The 19,971-nt window shown below is 65.4% G+C and carries 9 protein-coding genes; 5 read left to right on the top strand and 4 right to left on the bottom strand.

The genetic code is table 11. The annotated features are described in order from the left end of the window. Positions 1–270: 270 nt before the first annotated feature. Positions 271–13,224, bottom strand: a complete 12,954-nt coding sequence (locus HU764_RS06485) for a non-ribosomal peptide synthetase (protein ID WP_186703937.1) — start codon at positions 13,222–13,224, stop codon at positions 271–273. A gap of 316 nt (positions 13,225–13,540) precedes the next feature. On the opposite strand from HU764_RS06485, the gene HU764_RS06480 reads away from it, so the two are divergent. Beyond that, positions 13,541–14,071: an RNA polymerase factor sigma-70 gene (locus HU764_RS06480; RefSeq protein WP_027592914.1), complete on the top strand. Its 531-nt coding sequence runs from the start codon at positions 13,541–13,543 to the stop codon at positions 14,069–14,071. Positions 14,072–14,111: 40 nt separating this feature from the next. Here HU764_RS06480 and HU764_RS06475 read toward each other — a convergent pair whose 3' ends face one another. Both HU764_RS06475 and HU764_RS06470 read right to left on the bottom strand, forming a co-directional pair. Then, positions 14,112–15,125, bottom strand: coding sequence for a GNAT family N-acetyltransferase (locus tag HU764_RS06475; RefSeq protein ID WP_186703938.1), 1,014 nt, complete (start codon positions 15,123–15,125; stop codon positions 14,112–14,114). Positions 15,126–15,187: 62 nt separating this feature from the next. Then, positions 15,188–15,988: a substrate-binding periplasmic protein gene (locus HU764_RS06470; RefSeq protein WP_186703939.1), complete on the bottom strand. Its 801-nt coding sequence runs from the start codon at positions 15,986–15,988 to the stop codon at positions 15,188–15,190. Positions 15,989–16,159: 171 nt separating this feature from the next. Between HU764_RS06470 and HU764_RS06465 the strand changes: the two genes are divergently transcribed. Together HU764_RS06465 and ppnP are read left to right on the top strand one after the other, a co-directional pair. Continuing rightward, the gene (locus tag HU764_RS06465) at positions 16,160–16,711 is read left to right on the top strand and encodes a 3'-5' exonuclease (RefSeq protein WP_027592917.1); all 552 of its coding nucleotides are present in this window, start codon (positions 16,160–16,162) and stop codon (positions 16,709–16,711) included. A 73-nt stretch (positions 16,712–16,784) separates the two neighbouring features. Continuing rightward, positions 16,785–17,069: a pyrimidine/purine nucleoside phosphorylase gene (ppnP, locus tag HU764_RS06460; RefSeq protein ID WP_099454863.1), complete on the top strand. Its 285-nt coding sequence runs from the start codon at positions 16,785–16,787 to the stop codon at positions 17,067–17,069. A gap of 112 nt (positions 17,070–17,181) precedes the next feature. On the opposite strand, the gene HU764_RS06455 is transcribed toward ppnP, so the two are convergent. Further along, on the bottom strand, positions 17,182–17,874 hold the full coding sequence (locus tag HU764_RS06455; protein ID WP_225935618.1) for an alpha/beta family hydrolase: 693 nt from the start codon (positions 17,872–17,874) through the stop codon (positions 17,182–17,184). Between the two features lie 49 nt (positions 17,875–17,923). On the opposite strand from HU764_RS06455, the gene ccoN reads away from it, so the two are divergent. Next, complete coding sequence (ccoN, locus tag HU764_RS06450; protein WP_027592920.1) at positions 17,924–19,348, top strand: cytochrome-c oxidase, cbb3-type subunit I; 1,425 nt, start codon at positions 17,924–17,926, stop codon at positions 19,346–19,348. Positions 19,349–19,361: 13 nt separating this feature from the next. Further along, positions 19,362–19,970 carry a cytochrome-c oxidase, cbb3-type subunit II gene (gene ccoO / locus HU764_RS06445; protein WP_027592921.1) on the top strand — a complete coding sequence of 203 codons (609 nt, stop codon included), beginning with the start codon at positions 19,362–19,364 and terminating at the stop codon, positions 19,968–19,970. Position 19,971 lies beyond the last annotated feature (1 nt).

The raw sequence follows: 19,971 nt of genomic DNA, 5'->3' as shown, positions 1-19,971 counted from the left end.
CCGCCCGCGCGGCGCTTCGCAGCACAAGGCTGCTCCTACAGTTGTTTCGGGCCAGTTTCGCCTGTGCCTTCCGCGCGCGACCGCCTTGTTGATTCGACTCTATATTGAGGCGGGCACTAAAGGGGGCGCGCGCGTTTGCCCCAGGAATAACTGGCCCGAAACAACTGTAGGAGCAGCCTTGTGCTGCGAAGCGCCGCGCGGGCGGCGCTCGATGTCCGCCGCCCCGCAAAACTCTCGGCATACCCTAAAGCCCCGAGAAGCCCCTTCGCCCTACAGCCCCTCAAGCTCCGCCATCAGGTCACTCAGCCGGTCAACCTTGTCGTCATCCAGCACACGCCCCTGCAACCCCTCCACATACACCGCCAGTTCCTCCACCGTGCTGCACTCGAACATCGCCCGCAGCGGCACATCCAACTGCAACTGCTTCTGCACCCGCGAAGCGATCTGCGTGGCCAGCAGCGAATGCCCGCCCAACTCAAAGAAGTTGTCGTGTACCCCCACCCGTTCGGTCTTGAGCACATCGGCCCAGATACCGGCCAACACCGTTTCCAGCTCGTTGCGCGGCGCCAGGTAGGCCTGGCTGTGCTGGCTGCCGATGTCGATGGCCGGCAGTGCCTTGCGGTCGAGCTTGCCGTTGGCGTTGTGCGGCAGGCTGTCGAACCAACCCCAGTGCAGCGGCACCATGTACTCGGGCAATGCCGCGCGCAGGCGCTGCTTGATTTGTTCGAGCAACGCCGCATCAGGGGTTACGCCCTGATGGGCCACCAGGTAGCCGACCAGGTGCTTGCCGTTGACGCCCTCCTGCACGCCCACCGCAGCATCGCGGATTTCGACCTGTTCGTGCAGGCGCGCTTCGATCTCACCCAGTTCGATGCGATACCCGCGAATCTTCACCTGGTGATCGATGCGGCCCACATACTCCAGTACTCCGTCCGGGCGCTGGCGCGCCAGGTCGCCGGTGCGGTACAGGCGTTCACCCGGCGCGCCATGGGGGTGCGGGATGAAGGCCAGGGCGGTACGCACGGGGTCGCCGACATAGCCACGGCCCACGCCGGTACCGGCAACACACAGCTCACCAACCGCGCCCAACGGCACCAGGACCTGGTCCTCGCCGAACAGGTATAGGCGGTTGTTGTCGGTCGGGGTGCCAATCGGCAGGTAACTGCCGCGGGTGGACTCGACATCGACACGGAAGAACGCCACGTCGTCCGAGCACTCCGCCGGGCCGTAGGCATTGACCAGGCCAATGCCTGGGTAACGCTGCAGCCATTGCGCGGCCAGCTCTGGCGGCATCGCCTCGCCGGTCGGCAGCATCCAGCGCAGGCCGCTGAGGGCCTGGTGATCGTTGGCCAGCATGCCCTGGATCAGCGACGGCACGCTTTCCAGCACGGTGATGCCGGTAGCCTGCACATGCGCCAGCAGGCCTTGCGGATCATGGGCGATGGCATTGGGCACGATCTCCAGCCTGGCGCCGAACAACGGCGCGGCCAGGAACTGCCAGACCGAGATATCGAAGCTCTGCGAAGCGGTCTGGGCAATCACGTCCTGCTCGTTCAAGGCCAGGTAAGGCACCTTGCTGAGCTGGTTGTTGAGCATGCCGCGCTGCTCGACCATCACCCCTTTGGGCAAACCGGTGGAGCCCGAGGTGTAGATGACATACGCGAGGTTGTCGGGCCCACTATAAATACCCGGGTTGTGGCTGGCGATGTTGCTGGCCTGGATGTCTTCCCACACCAACAATTGCGGCCGCGCCACACCCTCCAGTGCGTCCAGCAACTGCCGCCCCTGCTCGGCACAGGCCGCGCTGCATACCAGCACCGGTGTGCGGCTGAGCGCGACGATGCGCTGCAGGCGCGCGGCGGGCAGGCCGGGGTCCAGCGGCAGGTAGCCGGCACCGGCCTTGAAGCTGCCGACGATCATCCCCAGCAATGGCAAACCGCGCTCGGCCAACAGCGCAACCGGCTGATCGACGGTTACGCCTGCGCCAATCAGGGCATGGCCCAGGCGGTTGGCCGCAAGGTTCAGGCCCGCGTAGTCAAAGGAGGCGTCCAGGCAACGCGCCACCGTGCGTTCTGGGTGCGCGGCGACCTGCGCCTCGAACTGCTCGACATAGCTCTGTTCCAGCGCATAGGCGTGCTCGGTGCGGTTGCAGTCTTCAATCAGGAAGCGTTGCTCTTCGGCACCCAGCAGCGGCAAATCGCTTACCTCGCCCTCGAAGCCCTGCACCAGCGCCAACAGCAGGCGCTTGAACTCGGCCAGCAGGCGTTCGACGGTCGAAGTGTCGAAGTAACGTTGGTCGAACGACAGGTGCAGGCCCAGGTCATCCCCCGGGTAGCACACCGCCGTCAACGGGAAGTTGGTGTGGGTGCGGCCCGAGTCGGAGCTGGCGTTGAGGTGCTGGGCGTGGTCCAGCACTGCGGTTTCCACCGGCGCGTTCTCGAACACGAACAGGCTGTTGAACAGCGGCTGGCCCTTGGGCAGTTCGCTGCATTCCTGGATCGCCACCAGCGGCAGGTACTCGTACTCGCGCACTTCCATATTGTGTTCGAGCACGCCTTGCAGCCACTGGCGTACGCTGCAGCGCTCGCCGGCAGCGGGCAGTTGCACGCGCAAGGCGATGCTGTTGATGAACAGGCCAACGGTGCGCTGCATCTGCGGCATGCTCACCGGGCGCCCGGCCACGGTGACGCCAAAGGCCACGTCGCGCTCGCCGCTGTAGCGCGCCAGCACCAGGGCCCAGGCCGCCTGGGCGAAGGTGTTGATGGTCAGCTGATGGGCCTGGGCCAGTTCGCGCAAGCGAACACCGTCAGTGACGTCCAGGCGGGTGTAGCAGTCGCCGACGATCATGCCGTCACCGGCGTGGTCGTGGCGCAACGGGCGGTCGCTGGGGATCGCCGTGGCCCGCTCGAACCCGGCCAGGTTGGCCTGCCACCACTGGCGCGCTTCGTTCAGGTCCTGGCGTTGCAGCCAGCCGATGTAGTCACGGTAGCGTGGCGGCACCGGCAACTGGGCCGGGCGGCCTTCGCCAAGGGCCTGGTAGACCTCAAAGAAGTCGTTCATCAGCAACGAGCGGCACCAGGCATCGATCAGGATGTGGTGGTTGCTCATCATGAACCAGTAGCGTTCATCGGCGACGCGCACCAGGCGCAGGTGGAACGGCGCTTCACGCAGCAGGTCGAAACCGGCCTCACGCTCCTGTTTGTGCAGGGCTTGCAGGCGGGCTTCCTGGGCACCGTCGTCGAGGCCGCGCCAGTCTTGATAATCCACTGCCGTCTTGCCGGGCTTGTGGATGATCTGCAGCATCGCCTCGCCGGTGTTCCAACTGAACGACGCCCGCAGGGCCTCATGGCGCGCCACCACCGCCTGCCAAGCTTGGGCGAAGCGTTCGGCGTCTAGCGCGCTGTTGATGCGGTAGCGGTCCTGCATGTAGTAGATGCCGGTGCCCGGCTCCAGCAGGGTGTGCAGCAGCATGCCTTCCTGCATCGGCGTCAGCGGGTAGACATCGTCGATCTCGACGGCAGCGACCGGCAAGTTGTCGATCTGCTCCTGGGTCAGGTGCGCCAAGGGGAAGTCGGACGGCGTGAAGCTGCCGTTGCCGTCGGCCAGGCAGTGGCCGACCAGCGCCAGCAACTCTTGGCGGTAGCCTTCGGCCAGGGTGGCGATGGTCTGCTCGTCGTAGCGCTCGGTGCTGTAGGTCCAGCGCAATTGCAGGGCACCGGCATAGACCTGGCCGTCGACACTCAGCCAGTTGGGCAGCGGCGCCTCCAGGTCATGGGCCAGGCCCGCCGGTGCGTCCAGCGGCTGGAACAGCGCATCGGCGTCAAACTGCTGGTCGAACTGCCCCAGGTAGTTGAAGGTGATGCGGGCCTGCGGCAGTGCGGCCATGCGCTCGCGCCCGGCCGCGTCGGCCAGGTAGCGCAGCACGCCATAGCCCTGCCCTTTGTGCGGCACCTGACGCAGTTGCTCCTTGACCCGTTTGATCGAGCGGGCGCGCGCAGCATCGTCATCACCCAGCACCGGGCAAAGGCTCAGCGGGTAGGCGTTGGTGAACCAGCCGACGCTGCGGGTCAGGTCCATGTCTTCGAACAACCCGTCGCGGCCGTGGCCTTCGAGCTGTACCAGCACTTCGCTGTCACCGCTCCACCGGCACAGGGCGCGTGCCAGGGCTGTCAGCAGCAGGTCGTTGACCTGGGTGTGGTAAGCCGCGGGTGCCTGTTGCAGCAACTGGCGGGTCTGCTCGGCATCAAGGCCGATGGCCAGGGTGCGGGCGTGGCGGTGCAGGTTGCCACCCTGCGGGTGATCACACGGCAGTTCGTGGCGTACAGTGCCGAGCTGGGCGTGCCACCAGTCCAGCTCGTCGCGCAGCGAGTCGCTGCCGGCGTAGCTGGCCAGGCGTGCGGCCCAGTCGCCCAGGGTGTGGGTCTTGGCCGCCAACGGCTGGCCACGGTACAGCGCCTGCAAGTCTTCGAGCAGCACGCGCCAGGACACGCCATCAACCACCAGGTGGTGAATCGCCAGCAGCAGGCGTTGGCTGCCCTGCCCGTCTGTTACCAGCAAGGCGCGCAGCAGCGGGCCTTGCTCCAAGTCGAGGCTGCGCTGCAGGTCGGTGTACAGCGCCTGGCAATCATCGAAGTCGGCAACCGTGGCCGCCCACAGCAGTTGCTGAGGCGCAGGCTGGGCATACTCGGCCTGCCAGCGGCCATTGGCCTGGCAGAAACGCAGGCGCAGGCTGTCGTGGTGCTGCACCAGTGCAGCCAGGGCCTGCTCCAGTGCCGCGCTGTCCAGAGGCTGGCGCGCTGCCAACAGTACGGCCTGGTTCCAGTGCTGTGGCTGGGCCACTTCGCTGTCGAAGAACCAGTGCTGGATTGGCGTCAGCCCGGTTTGCCCCTCGCGCAGGCCCTGCTCGATACCGCTTGGCGCGGCGCTCAGGCTGACCACCGTGGCCAGGGTCTGGATAGTCTGGTGCTGGAACAGGTCACGCGGGGTGAACTGCAGGCCCAACTGACGGGCCCGGCTGACCACCTGAATCGAGAGGATCGAGTCACCACCGAGTTCGAAGAAGTTGTCCTGCACGCCAACGCGGGCCACGTTGAGCACGTCGCGCCAGATCTGCGCCAGCTGCGCTTCCACTTCGTTGCCTGGGGCCTGGTAATGCTGGTGCGCCTGCTCCAGGTCCGGCAGCGGCAGCGCCTTGCGGTCGAGCTTGCCGTTGCCCATCAGCGGCAGGCTGTCGAGCAGCACCAGGTGCGCGGGCACCATGTAGTCAGGCAGTTGCTGGCGGGCATCGGCCTTGACCGCGTCGCGCAGCGCGGCCTGGGCCTCGCTGTTGGCACCGGCCTGCTTGCACACCAGGTAACCCACCAGTTGTTTGCCGCCCGGCAGGTCGAGGGCCAGGACCACCGCCTCGTCGACATCGGCATGCGCCTGCAGGCGGCTTTCGATTTCGCCCAATTCGATACGGAAGCCGCGAATTTTCACCTGCTGGTCAGCACGGCCAACGTACTCGACCAAACCATCGGCGCCCAGGCGCACCAGGTCGCCGGTGCGGTACAGGCGCCCGCCCTGTGTGCTGAAGGGGTCGGCAACGAAGCGCTCGGCACTCAGCCCCGGGCGGTCGTGATACCCCTGGGCCAGGCCGGCACCGCCGATGTACAGCTCGCCGATGCCGCCTTGTGGCAGCAAGGCCAGGTCCTCATCGAGGATGTACGCAGTGCGGGCGCCAATCACATGGCCGATCGGCACACTGCCCAGGTCGGCCGGCAGCGTGGGTGGCGCCAGGCAGGCCAGCGGCATGACCACGGTTTCGGTCGGGCCGTAGGCGTTGAAGAACTGTTGCGGCGTGAACGCCTGGCGAATGCGCTGCAGGTGCTCGCCGGTCAGCGCCTCGCCGCCGGTGATCACCAGGCGCACCGGCAACTGCTCGCCCTGCCCGGCCAGGTACTGGGCCAACTGGCTGCCATAGCTTGGGGTGAAGCCAAGAATGCTCACCTGTTGCTCGCGCACCAGTTGGCAGATCTCTTCAGCGCCCCACTGGCCTTGGGCACGGATCACCACGCGGGCACCACACAGCAGCGGGGTCAGCAGGCGTTCGCTGGCCGCATCGAAGTTGATCGAGTAGAAGTGCAGTTCGCAGTCGTCGCTGCGCATGCCGAAGGCCTCGATCACGGCCTGGCAATGCATGGCGATTTCACCATGGCTGACCACCACGCCCTTGGGCTTGCCGGTGGAGCCGGAGGTGTAGATCAGGTAAGCCTGGTGCTGCGGCAGGTTCAGGTTATCCAGCGGGGCATCGCTGAAGGCGGACAAACCTGCAGTATCGTCTTCCAGGCTCCAGCGGGCCACGCCGTCTGGCAGTTCGCCAAGGGTTTCCAGCAGCGCGCGCTGGCTGAGCAGCAGGCCGATGCGGCTGTCTTCGATCATGTAGCGCAAGCGGTCGAGGGGGTACTCGGGGTCGAGCGGCACATAGGCACCGCCCGCCTTGAGGATGGCCAGCAGGCCGACGACCATTTCCAGCGAACGCTCCAGGGCCAGGCCGACGCGTACCTGCGGGCCGACACCGCGCTCGCGCAGGGCGCGGGCCAGGCGGTTGGCCTGCTGGTCCAGTTCGGCGTAGCTCAGGTGCTGGCCCGCGAAGGTCAGCGCAGGGGCCTGGGGTGTGCGCGAAGCTTGGGCGGCAAACAGGCCGTGCACGGTCTGGTCGAGGGCAAAATCCTGCTCGCCTTGTAATTGCCCAACCAGCACTTGCTGCTCGCCCGGGCTCAGCATCGGCAGCTCGCACAGGCGCTGTTGTGGGTCGTCCAGCAGGCCGATCAGCAACTGCTGCCAGTGCTCGGCCATGCGCGCAATGCGCGGCGCGTCGAACAGGTCGCGGCTGTAGGTCAGGCAGCAGCCCAGGCGGCCATCGAGGTCAGTGACTTCGAGGTACAGGTCGAACTTGGTGGCGCTGGCGTCGTTGACCAGGTAGTCGACCTGCATGCCCACCAGCTCACGGCTTTGCTGGAACGCCCAGCGCTGGACGTTGCACATCACTTGGAACAGCGGGTTATAGGCGCTGCTGCGCGGTGGCTGCAGGGCTTCGACCAACTGGTCGAATGGCAGGTCCTGGTGCGACTGGCCTTCGATGGCGGCCTGGCGCATCTGCTCCAGCAGCTCGGCGGCGGTCATCTGGCCGTCCAGTTCGCAGCGCAGTACCTGGGTGTTGAGGAAGGCGCCGATCAGCCCCTCGCTTTCCGGGCGGATGCGGTTGGCCACCGGTGCGCCGATGCGCAGGTCACGCTGGCCGCTGTAGCGGTGCAGCAAGGCCGCCAGGGTTGCCGTCATGGTCATGAACAGGGTCAGCCCGCGCTGGCTGTTGAACGCATGCACGCGCGCCACCAACGCCGGGTCGAGCTCGAACCGGTGCAACTCGCCACGGTGGCTCTGCACCGCTGGGCGCGGGCGATCGGACGGCAATGCCAAGACCGGGTGCTCATCGCCCAGGCGGGCTTTCCAGTAGGCCAGCTGCCGCGCGCCTTCGCCGCTTTCCAGCCAGTGCCGCTGCCACACGCTGTAGTCCAGGTATTGCACCGGCAGCGGCGTCAGTGGCGACTCGCGATCATCGACAAAGGCTTCGTACAGCTCGCCCAGCTCGCGGGCGAAGATGTCCATGGCCCAGCCTTCCGTGACGATGTGGTGCAAGGTCAGGACGAAGTAATGCTCACGTTCCTCGGCCTTGACCAGGCAGGCGCGCAGCAGCGGGCCACGCTCGAGGTCGAACGGCTGGTGCGCCTGGTCGTCGGCGAGCTGTTGCAGGCGTTGCTGGCGGGCCTCGGCGGGCAAGGTGCTGAAGTCTTGCCAGTCGAGGTGCACGCCGCTGTCTTCGGCCACGCACTGGTACGCCACGCCGTCGATGCTGGGGAACGTGGTGCGCAGGGTTTCGTGACGCACGATCAGCGCCTGCAGCGCCCGCTCGAATGCGTCCACGTGCAGCGTGCCACGCAAGCGGGCCATGCCGCCGACGTTGTAGGCGGGGCTGTCAGGCTCCATCTGCCAGAGGAACCACATGCGCTGTTGCGAGTACGACAACGGCACGGCCTGGCGGCGGTCGACGCGGGGGATTTCGCCTTGCAGGTTATGCGCGCCGGCCTCCCGCAGGCGCGTGATCTCGGCACAGAACGCGCCCAGCTCGCTGGCGTCGAACAGCACTTTCAGCGGCAGCTCGACATCGCACGCCTGACGGGCCCGCGAGACGATCTGGGTGGCAAGTAGCGAGTGGCCACCCAGGGCAAAGAAGTCGTCCTGCAGGCCCACACGCGGCAGGTTGAGCACTTCACGCCAGATCGCCGCGACCTGCTGCTGCACGGCACTTTGCGGCTCGACATGCTCGCGTTGTTGCCACACCGGGGCGGGCAACGCCTTGCGATCGACTTTGCCGCTTGGGCCCAATGGCAAGTGTGCCAGCGGGATCAGCTGCGCCGGCACCATGTACGCCGGCAGTTGCTCGGCCAAGGCGGCCAGCAGTGCAGCCGGCTCGGCCGCACCGCTGTAGTAGCCGACCAATTGCGCGCCCACAGCGTCCTTGTGGATCAGCACCAGTGCCTGGTCGACACCCGCTTGCGCCAACAGGCAGGCCTGGACTTCTTCGGGTTCGACGCGGAAGCCGCGCACCTTCACCTGCTGGTCGAGGCGCCCCAGGTATTCCAGCGCTTCCAGCTGGACTTGCCAGCGGGCACGGTCGCCACTGCGGTACAGGCGCTGGCCGTCGCCGTCGGCCTGGGGCACGAAACGCTCGGCCGTCAGGCCCGGACGCCCCAGGTAACCTCGGGCAAGCCCCGCGCCGCCCAGGTACAGCTCACCCGGCACACCGGGGGCGGTCAGTTCCAGTTCATCGTCGAGCACGCGGCACAGCACGTTGCCCAACGGGCGGCCGATCGGCGAGCGCTCGCCGTCTTCGGCCTGGCAGTGCCAGTGGGTGACGTTGATCGCGGTTTCGGTCGGGCCATAACGGTTGTGCAGTTGCACCTGGGGCAGCAGTTGCAGCACACGGTCACGCAGGTTGGCCGACAACGCTTCGCCGCCGGAAAACAACCGGCGCAGGCTGGTGCAGGCGGCGGCCTGTGGCTCTTGCACGAACACCTGCAACAGCGGCGGTACGAAGTGCAGCGTGGTCACGCCATGCGCTTGCACCAGCGCAGCGATGCGCTGCGGGTCACGATGCTCGCCAGGGCCTGCCAGTACCAACTTGCAGCCGGTGACCAGCGGCCAGAAGCACTCCCACACCGAGACGTCGAAACTGATGGGCGCTTTTTGCATCAGCACGTCGCTGTCGTTCAGCGCATAGGTGGCCTGCATCCACTGCAGGCGTTCGGCCAGGGCCGCATGGGTGTTGCCCACGCCCTTGGGCTGGCCAGTGGAGCCCGAGGTGTAGATCACATAGGCCAGGTTGTCGCCGTGCAGGTGCAGGCCGGGAGCATGGCTAGGCCAGCTGTCCAGGTGCAACTGGTCGAGGGCGATGGCGCTGACGCCTTCGACCTGCGGCAGCTTGCCCAGCAGGCCGCTGTGGCTCAGCAGCAGGCTGGCATTGCAGTCGCCGAGCATGTAGGCCAGGCGCTCGGCCGGGTAGTCCACGTCCAGCGGCACGTAGGCGCCGCCGGCCTTGAGGATGGCCAGCAGGCCAACCAGCAGCTGCGGCGAACGCTCGACGGCGATGGCCACGCAGGTATCGGGGCCAACGCCTTTGTCACGCAGGTAATGGGCCAGGCGGTTGGCCTGCTGGTGCAACTCGGCATAGTCCAGGCTGCCGCCCTGCCAGGCCAGCGCGGTTCGCTGCGGGGTCAGCCGGGCCTGCTCGTTGAGCTGGTCGACCAGCAGGCGCTGGGGCGCCGCCGCCGGTGCCTGGCCCCAGCCGAGCAGCTGTGCGCGGTGCTGTTCATCGAGCAACTGCACCTCGCCCAGCGCCAGCTGCGGCCGGGCGCAAACCTGCTCCAGCAACGCCAACAGGTGGGCGGCCAGGCGTTTTACCGTGCTGGCCTCGAACAGTTCGGCGGCATAGTCGAAGGCCAAGGTCAGGCGGCCTTGATGGTCCTCTTCACTGTGCAGCTGCAGGTCGAACTTGGCTTCTCGGCTGTGCCACGGCAACTCTTCGGCAAGCAAACCTGGCAAGCGGCGCAGCGCCGAAAGGTCACGTTGCTGGTGGTTGAACATGACCTGGAACAGGCCCTGCTCGCGCGCCTCGGGCAGGGCTTCGAGCAACTGTTCGAACGGCAGGTCCTGGTGGGCCTGGGCTTCAAGGGTGGCTTCGCGGGCCTGGGCCAACAGATGCTCGAAGGGCATGCGGCCATGCAACTGAGCACGCAGCACCTGGCTGTTGATGAAGAAGCCGACCAGGCCCTGGGTTTCCAGGCGCGGGCGGTTGGCATTGGGCACGCCGATGCGCAGGTCTGCCTGGCCGCTGTAGCGGTGCAGCAGCGCTTGCCAGCCGGCCAGCAGCACCATGAACAGGCTCGCCTGCTGCTCGCGGGCCAGGGCGTTGAGCGCTTCGGTCAGCTTCGCCGGCACCTTCAGGGTGTAGCGCGCCGCGCGTTTGTCACGCTGGCTGGCACGCGGTTGGTCGGTGCACAGGTCGAGCACCGGCAGTTCATCACCCAGCTTGGCTTTCCAGTACTGCAACTGGCGTTCGGCCTCGCCGTCGGCCAGCCATTGCCGTTGCCAGGTGCCGTAGTCGGCGTAACCCAGGGGCAGCGGCGCCAGCGTGGCCGTTTGGCCCTGGCAGTGCGCGGCGTACAGTTTGGCGAACTCGTCGAGCAAAATGTTCAGCGACCAGCCATCGGCGACGATGTGGTGCAACGTCACCCACAGCTGGTGGTCTTCATCGTCCAGGCGCGCCAGGGTCACGCGCAGCAGTGGGCCTTGGCACAAGTCGAACGGCTGCTGGGCCTCTGCCTCGCGGCGCGCGGCAACTTGCTCGGGGGCCTGGCCTTCGAGGTCCAGACGACGCAGGCCGAACGGCTGCTGAGCCTGAATTCGCTGCAAGGCTTGGCCATCCACTTCGCTGAACACCGTGCGCAGCGATTCATGGCGCGCCACCAGGGCCTGGAACGCAGCCTCCAGTGCGGCGACGTCCAGCTCACCGCGCAGGCGCAGGCCGGCCGGAATGTTGTAGGCCGCCGATTGTGGCTCCAGTTGCCACAGCAGCCACAGGCGGTTCTGTGCCAGCGATTGCGGCAGCGACTGGTCGCGCGCCAGGGTGGTGATGGCCTGGGCTTGGGCGCCACCCTCAGCGAGGACCGCGGCCACCGCAGCGCTGTACTCGCCCAACAGCGGTGCTTCGAACAAGGTACGTAGGCTCAGGTTGATGCCCAGCTCATCCGCCAGGCGCGCGGTGGCCTGGGTGGCTGCAATGGAGTTGCCGCCCAGCAGCAGGAAGTGGTCGTCCGCCGCCACGGCTTCGACCTTGAGCACATCGCGCCACACGGCGGCGATTCGGGCCTGCAGATCATCTGCCACCGCGCCGCTTGCGGGTTGCTCACCGGCCTGCGGGAAGCGCGCGTAACAGTCGAGGCTGCCATCGTCCATGCGCTGGCGGCAGGCCGAGCGTTGCAGCTTGCCGCTGGAAGTCTTGGGCAGCGCGCCCGGGTTGAGCAACAGGACCACGGCCGGCGCCTGGCGGCAGGCGTCGGCAATCACCTGGCGCAGGGTTTTGATCAATGCCTGGGGCTCGAGGGCTTTTTGCACGTTGCGGCTGATCTCCACCGCCACGCCGATGCCCTCCTCGCCCTGGTGGTCCACGGCAAATACCGCCACGCGGCCTTTGCGCAGCACGTCGACTTCGCGCTCCAGGGTTTTTTCCAGATCTTGCGGGTAAAGGTTTTGGCCGCGGACGATGAGCATGTCTTTCAAGCGCCCGGTGACAAAGACTTCACCCTCGCGCATAAAGCCCAGGTCGCCGGTGCGCAGCCAGGTCTGGCCATCGCGTTCGACGAACGTGCGCGCGCTGGCCTCGGGGTTGCGCCAGTAGCCCAGGGCGATGCTCGGGCCACCGGCCCAGATTTCACCCACCTGGTTGTCGCCCAGCGCTTCGAGGCGCTGCGGCTCGACGATGCGCACCGCATGCCCGGGTTGCGGGTAGCCACAGCTCATCAGCACGCTGCCGCTGCCGTTTTCGGCGCGGTTGGCGGCAAAGGCTTCGGCGTCCAGCGCCAGGGCACCGATGCCCTGGCCACGGCGGCTACCGCTGACGAACAGGGTCGCTTCGGCCAGGCCATAGCTGGCAAAGAAGCTCTGCGGGTCAAAGCCACAGGCCTGGAACTTGTCGGCGAAGGTTGCCAGGCTGTCCTGGCGAATCGGTTCGGAGCCGGAATAGGCCACGCGCCAACGGCTCAGGTCGAGCCCGGCCAAGGACGCTTCGCTGACCCGTTCGCTGCACAAACGGTAGGCGAAGTCGGGGCCACCGCTGATGGTGCCGCCGTATTCGCTGATCGCCTGCAACCAGCGCAGCGGCCGGGCAAGGAAGTAGCCCGGCGACATCAGCACGCACGGCACGCCGCTGAAGATCGGCTGCAGCAAGCCGCCGATCAGCCCCATGTCGTGGTACAGCGGCAACCAGCTGACGATGACATCGTCGGGGTTCACATCGATGCCGAAACCGTGACGGATCAACTGCTCGTTGGCCACCAGGTTGCCGTGACTGACCTGCACGCCCTTGGGCAGCGCTGTGGAGCCCGAGGTGTACTGCAGGAAGGCGATGTCATCGCTGGCCAGGGTTGGTGCCTGCCAGGCATCGGCCAGGGCCGGGTCTAGGCCATCTACGGCCAGCAGTTCAGGGGCGTTGTCCGCCGCCAGCGCGTCCAGGCCCTGCAAGCTGTCGTGCAGGGCCGCGACGGTCAGCAGCAGGCGCGGTTCGGCGTCGTCGATGATCGACAGCAGGCGCTCCTGGTGATGGTGACGGGTGGATTCTGGTGGGTACGCTGGCACGGCGATGACGCCGGCGTAGAGGCAACCAAAGAACGCCGCGACATAGTCCGGGCCACTGGGGAACAGCAGCACCGCACGGTCACCGAACCCGGCCCGGGCCTGCAGGGCGGCGGCGATAGTACGCGCGCGGCGGTCCAGGTCCCGGTAGCTGAGCACGGCCTGCTCGCCAGGAGCGTGGGCGAGAAAGCGCAGGGCTATCTTGTCCGGGGTCTGCGCGGCGCGTTGCGCCAGGGCCTGGACCAGCGAGAGCGGGAGTTCGAAGGCGTCCGTCATGGGGTGTTCCTGCCAGTGTCTGGTGAAGTCGGGCCGGCTGCACCGCGCACGTCGGCGGGCAGCACTCGGCGGCCGGATGTACACAGGGGAACGGATGGGCGGGGGAAGAAATTAGCGGGGTTTGCCTTCAGAGGTGTGGCGCGTGGGAGACCCGCAATGTGCCACACGTCTCAATCCTTGCTTAGAACCGAAACGTACAGATACTAATTACGTTTCGTATTTGACAATCATTATCATTCTGAATAGCTTGTCGCACGTCTCGGGAAGCTTCCCAACTTTGGGTGCCTCCTCTCCCCTCTGTGACAAGGTGATTTCCATGGCGGAACAACTATCCACAAGTAAGTGCGATTCACCATTACTCCAGGCCTTCGTCGACAATCGCAGCATTCTGGTCAAGATCGCTGCGCGCATCACCGGCTGCCGCTCACGCGCGGAAGACGTGGTGCAAGATGCATTCTTCCGGCTCAGCGCCGCCCCGCAGATCACCTCGTCCTTCAAGGCGCAGCTCAGCTACCTGTTCCAGATCGTGCGCAACCTGGCCATCGATCACTACCGCAAGCAGGCGATGGAGCTGAAGTATTCCGGCAGCGAAGAGGAAGGCCTGAACGTGGTCATCCAGAACGCTTCGCCCGAAGCCACGCACATCAACCTCGCCGCCCTCGATGACATCGCCGAGGCATTGAGCGAGTTGCCACAGCGCACCCGTTATGCGTTCGAGATGTACCGTTTGCACGGCGTGCCGCAAAAGGACATCGCCAAGGAACTGGGCGTGTCGCCGACCTTGGTCAACTTCATGATTCGCGATGCCTTGGTGCATTGCCGCAAGACGGCCAACCGTCAGGTTTGAATAGCTGAAATGGCTGGGGGCGCTTCGCACCCCAGCAATCTCAGACCAGCGTGCACCGATCGAAAAACCGCTCCCGCCCCAGAATCATCAGCGCCGCGCGCTTGTGCGGGAAGTCGAATTCTTTGTCGCAATGGAAACACTGATCATGCATGTAGCCGATCATCTTGCCGTTGTCCGCCCGCGGCTCTGCCACCACCCGTTGGGTGCGCGGGTCATCGAGGAACAGGTAGTGCACCAGCGCCGATAACCAGCTGGCCACCTTGTGCGGCCCACGGTGCGCCTCCTCCCCTACCAACATATGAATGCCGCGGTCGTAATCATCAGCCGAGTAGAACGGCGCAATCCGGTCTTCCTTTGCCCAATACGCCTCGAAGTAGGCGAACGGCTCATCGTCGAAGCAGCCGATGAGCGTGAGGGTATGCGGGTCGGCTTCCAGCTTTTCCAGGTATTCACGGTGCTGCTGTAAAGAGCCGCTTTCCTGCCAGAACGCGTCGACCCGGGGGTTGTTCTGCCAGCGGCTGAAGCGCTCCAGGTCCTGATCGATTTGCAGTGCGCGCAGCGACACCCAACTGCCCAGGCGCGCATCGAAGCGCCGGTACACTTCGCCGCGGGGCTTGGGCGCCCGGCGCGGATGGCGCTTGCCGTTGCTGATCTGCATCTGCTGCGGGTAAACACTCGCAGCCGTGTCGCCGAGCCAAGGCTGGGGCAACTGCCAGAACAGCGCACGCTCGCACAAGTACACACCCGGCTGCTCGCCGGGCAGCAACAGGCCGCTGGCAAGCGCCTGTGGCACGCCCTCGGGCAGGTGCCAGGCCAGGCGCTGGCAGGCGACATCACGCGATAGCAGCCAATAGCAGGCGGCCCACAGGGCCTGGTAAGGGCGCTCTGGGCAAAGGCTTTGCAGGTGAACTTCCAGGCACGCACCCGGCACCAGCCGTAACTGGATCAGCGGGCGCCCCTCAAGGGTCAGGCTCAGCCAGCTGTCGCCCTCATCGGCGCTGAGGGTGCGCCAGCGTGGCGGTGACAGTGGCTGCGAAGCGGCATCGAACGGCATGGTCTTGGCTCACGAAGATGAAAAAAGGCTCACCGTGGAAAACGTTACCGCTGCAGCGGAATTTAGTCGCGCGGCGCCTGCACCGTGATCCGGTAGGGCTGGAAGATTCGCGTCAGCTCCCCGTTGTCGCGCAGGGCACGCATCAGGGCCGCGAACGACTGCTCGCCGATGGGCGCGCCCGGGCGTAGCAAGGCGTAGTGGTGATAGACCTGGTCGATACGCTGCGATGCCACCAGTTGCGCCTGGCTGTTTGGGTTACGCTGCAGGAAGTCGCTTAGGTACGAACGCGTGACCAGGGCAATGTCGGCACGGCCAGCCTGCACCATCAGCAGGTTGCTGTCGTGGGAATAGGTCAGGGTCGCGTTGAAGGCTTTACGCAAGTAGTCAGGGTCGGCATTGAAGCGGGCGAAGGCGTAGTGATAGCCGTTGAACAGCGCCAGGCGCTTGCCACGTAGCTCATCGAAGTACCGAGGGTCACGGCCATTGGCCTGGCTGGCGACGAACACCTCGGCATCCTCCAGGCCCATGTCCACGGTCTGGTGAGCAATGCCCTGCCAGCCCCATTGCGGGTTCTCGAAGATCGCCATGTCGGTGCGGCCCTGCTGGAAATCGCCAAAGCGCCGCTGGATGGAGGTGGGCACCAGCACAAAATGGTAGCCCTGCTGCGCACGGTTCAGGGCTGCAACCAACTGCGGCAACAGACCGGTGTCGGCCCCCTGCTCGGGGCGCACGGTGTAGGGCGGGAAGTGCGCGGCGCCGATCTTCACTTCGATCGCGTCGGCAGCCCAGCCCGGTATCGCCAGCCAGAGCGCGGCCAGCATCAGCAGAATGGGCAAGGCCTTTAAGCCGGGCGCTGGGGTCAAGACGCACACTCATCACGGTTCGTACCTGGTTGCGCCTAAGCTAGGCGTTTTCCGGGCAGGGCACAACTGCTGGTCGCCGGCCTTAGTGCCAAAGCAGGCGGCAAATTGCCAGGGGGTGCCGTAAGGCCAGACATTGGCTACGCTCTAGCAGGATCTGCAAGGGAGCCTGGTATGGGCCATTGGTTGGTGATCGACCTGGAAGCCACCACCGACGATGGTGGTTGGCCGGTCACAGAGATGGAAATCATTGAAATCGGTGCAAGCCTGGTAACCCGCGAAGGCCGCGAAGTCGACCACTTCCAGCGTTTCGTACGGCCCCGGCGGCGGCCACAGCTGACGCCGTTTTGCCGCGAGCTCACGCACATCAGCCAGGCCAGCGTCGACAGCGCCGCGCCCTTCCCTGAGGTGTGGGCGCGCTTCGAACGCTGGCTGGGTCACCACCGCGGGCAGTTGCAGGCCTGGGTCAGCTGGGGCGACTACGATCGTCAGCAGTTGCTGCAGGAATGGCAACAGCATGGGCTCGACAGCCTGCTGCGCAACGTGCCGCACATCAACCTCAAGCAGCGCTTCGCCAAAGCCCGTCACCTGCAGCGGCCGACCGGCCTCAATGGCGCCTTGCAACTGGCCGGCATGCACTTTTGCGGGCAGCAGCACCGGGCCCTGGAAGATGCGCGCAATACCGCGCGGCTACTGCCCTTGAGCCTGCCGGCCAATGGCACCTGAAAGCAGATGACGACGGGCAAGGCCTTGGGCATACTGGCCAGCCCTTTTTCATCCCCCTGTTCAGGAGTCGCCCATGTTCCAGGTCAACGAGTACTTCAACGGCACCGTCAAGTCGATCGCATTCGCAGGCGAAGAAGGTCCGGCCACCGTGGGTGTGATGGCACCGGGCGAATACGAGTTCGGCACGGCCAAGCGCGAAATCATGCATGTGATTTCCGGTGCTTTGACCGTCAAGCTGCCGGGTAGCGACAACTGGGAAACCTTCAAGGCTGGCGACAAGTTCAATGTGGCCGCGGACAGCAAGTTCCAGCTGCAAGTGAAAGTGGATACCGCCTACCTGTGCGAGTACCGCGACTAAACGCTGGCCTGCACCGGCCTCTTCGCGGGCAAGCCCGCTCCCACAGGGACATCACAATGCTTGAGTCCTGTGCCAACCTGTGGGAGCGGGCTTGCCCGCGAAGAATCCAGCACTATTTCGACAAAAAGCCCGCCACCTTCTCAGCCGCCGCCTGCAAATGCTGCGCATGGCTGAACCCCGAAGCCTTCAACGGCTTCAGGTCATGATCGCCCGCCACCAGCCAGCTCACCTCGATCGCCGGTGACAGTGCATACCCCGCCACAGCCTCACGGTTACCCAGCGCATCCCGTTCGCCCTGCACGATCAACGTCGGTGTCTTGAGCCCCGCCAGGTGCTCGACCCTGGGCTTCTCCGGCTTGCCCACCGCATAGAACGGATACCCCAGGCACACCAGTGCATCCGCTTCGAGCTCGTCAGCCAACAAGCTGGCCATACGCCCGCCCATGGACTTGCCACCGATGGCCAGCTTACCTGTGACCAAAGGTCGCACCTGCCGGTACACCTCGCGCCAGCATTCCAGTAGCACCTTCTGCGGATTGGGCGGCCGCTTGCCGCCGTTCACCCTGCGCTCGGCCATGTACGGGAACTCGAAGCGAATCACCCCGACCCCAAGCGCCGCGAGCCTTTGCGCCATCTCGTCCATGAACCCGCTGTCCATCGGTGCACCAGCACCATGGGCCAGGATCAGACAGCCTTTGTAGCCGTCACCCCCTTGAATTTGCGGAAGATCGCAGCGCAAGCCTGGGACATTTCCGACCTTCGCCCATTGATCCCCGTCAATACCGGCACTTTGCCCATTAATCATGCTTGCCTCGCTCTATAGCCTGCCAATAACCGTGGATGGGAACCCATACATGAACACAACCAGCAGTACCGCCTACAACTACAAGGTGGTCCGCCAATTCGCCATCATGACGGTGGTGTGGGGAATCGTCGGGATGGGGCTCGGCGTCTTCATCGCCGCCCAGCTCGCCTGGCCGTCCCTCAACTTCGACCTCCCCTGGACCAGCTTCGGCCGCCTGCGCCCCCTGCATACCAATGCGGTGATCTTCGCCTTCGGCGGCTGTGCACTGTTCGCCACCTCGTATTATTCGGTGCAACGTACCTGCCAGACCACCCTGTTTTCACCCAAACTGGCCGCGTTCACCTTCTGGGGCTGGCAACTGGTGATCCTGCTCGCGGCCATCAGCCTGCCGCTGGGCTACACCAGTTCCAAGGAATACGCCGAGCTGGAATGGCCGATCGACATCCTGATCACCATTGTCTGGGTCTGCTACGCCATCGTGTTCTTCGGCACGCTGATGAAGCGCAATACCAAGCATATCTACGTGGGTAACTGGTTCTTCGGGGCCTTCATCCTGACCGTGGCGATGCTGCACATCATCAACAACCTGGAGCTGCCGGTCAGCCTGACCAAGTCCTACTCGGTCTACGCGGGCGCTACCGACGCCATGGTCCAGTGGTGGTACGGCCACAACGCGGTGGGCTTCTTCCTCACCGCTGGCTTCCTGGGGATGATGTACTACTACGTGCCCAAGCAGGCCGAGCGGCCGGTGTATTCCTATCGCCTGTCGATCGTGCACTTCTGGGCACTGATCACTCTGTACATTTGGGCCGGCCCGCACCACCTGCACTACACCGCGCTGCCCGACTGGGCGCAGTCGCTGGGCATGGTGATGTCGCTGATCCTCCTGGCACCGAGCTGGGGCGGCATGATCAACGGCATGATGACCCTCTCTGGCGCCTGGCATAAGTTGCGCAGCGACCCGATCCTGCGCTTCCTCGTGGTTTCGCTGGCGTTCTACGGCATGTCCACGTTCGAAGGCCCGATGATGGCCATCAAGACGGTCAACGCCCTGTCGCACTACACCGACTGGACCATCGGCCACGTCCACGCCGGCGCCCTTGGTTGGGTGGCGATGATCTCGATCGGCGCGCTGTACCACACCATCCCCAAAGTGTTCGGCAAAGAGCAGATGCACAGCATCGGCTTGATCAACGCGCACTTCTGGCTGGCGACCATCGGCACCGTGCTGTACATCGCCTCGATGTGGGTCAACGGCATCGCCCAGGGCCTGATGTGGCGCGCGGTCAACAGCGACGGCACGCTCACCTACTCGTTCGTCGAAACCCTGGTGGCCAGCCACCCTGGCTTCATCGTGCGCTTCGTCGGCGGTGCGATCTTCCTCAGTGGCATGTTCCTGATGGCCTGGAACACCTGGCGCACGGTGCGTGCGCCCGCCACTGACGCCGCCCCTGCGAACGCCCAGCTGGCCTGAGGAGACACGCCTGATGAAACATGAAGTCATCGAGAAAAACATCGGCCTGATGGCGCTGCTGATGGTGTTTGCCGTCAGCATCGGCGGCCTGACCCAGATCGTCCCGCTGTTCTTCCAGGACGTCACCAACAAGCCGGTCGAAGGCATGAAGCCCTACACCGCGCTGCAACTGGAAGGCCGCGACATCTACATCCGCGAAGGCTGCGTCGGCTGCCACTCGCAGATGATTCGCCCATTCCGCGCCGAGACCGAGCGCTACGGCCATTACTCGGTCGCCGGCGAGAGCGTATGGGACCACCCGTTCCTGTGGGGCTCCAAGCGTACCGGCCCGGACTTGGCCCGCGTGGGCGGCCGCTACTCGGACGACTGGCACCGCGCGCACCTGTACAACCCGCGCAACGTGGTGCCCGAGTCGAAGATGCCGTCCTACCCGTGGCTGGTCGCCGAGCAGGTCGACAACAGCCACACCGAAACCAAGATGCGCACCCTGCGAACCCTCGGCGTGCCGTACACCGACGCGGACATCGCCGGTGCCCGCGACGCGGTCAAGGGCAAGACCGAGATGGACGCGCTGGTCGCTTACCTGCAGGTGCTCGGCACCGCGATCAAGAACAAGAGGTGAG

The sequence above is a fragment of the Pseudomonas kermanshahensis genome (genome assembly GCF_014269205.2).
Taxonomy (GTDB): domain Bacteria; phylum Pseudomonadota; class Gammaproteobacteria; order Pseudomonadales; family Pseudomonadaceae; genus Aquipseudomonas; species Aquipseudomonas kermanshahensis.
The sequence above is the reverse complement of the archived record's forward strand: the minus strand, read 5'-3'. Positions and strand labels throughout refer to the sequence as shown.

Bases quoted from the DNA above. Each gene is read 5' to 3' on its own strand.
- HU764_RS06475 (WP_186703938.1), bottom strand. From the start codon at position 15,125: ATGCCGTTCGATGCCGCTTCGCAGCCACTGTCACCGCCACGCTGGCGC.
- HU764_RS06455 (WP_225935618.1), bottom strand. From the start codon at position 17,874: ATGATTAATGGGCAAAGTGCCGGTATTGACGGGGATCAATGGGCGAAG.
- ccoO (WP_027592921.1), top strand. From the start codon at position 19,362: ATGAAACATGAAGTCATCGAGAAAAACATCGGCCTGATGGCGCTGCTG.
- ccoN (WP_027592920.1), top strand. From the start codon at position 17,924: ATGAACACAACCAGCAGTACCGCCTACAACTACAAGGTGGTCCGCCAA.
- HU764_RS06480 (WP_027592914.1), top strand. From the start codon at position 13,541: ATGGCGGAACAACTATCCACAAGTAAGTGCGATTCACCATTACTCCAG.
- HU764_RS06485 (WP_186703937.1), bottom strand. From the start codon at position 13,224: ATGACGGACGCCTTCGAACTCCCGCTCTCGCTGGTCCAGGCCCTGGCG.
- ppnP (WP_099454863.1), top strand. From the start codon at position 16,785: ATGTTCCAGGTCAACGAGTACTTCAACGGCACCGTCAAGTCGATCGCA.
- HU764_RS06465 (WP_027592917.1), top strand. From the start codon at position 16,160: ATGGGCCATTGGTTGGTGATCGACCTGGAAGCCACCACCGACGATGGT.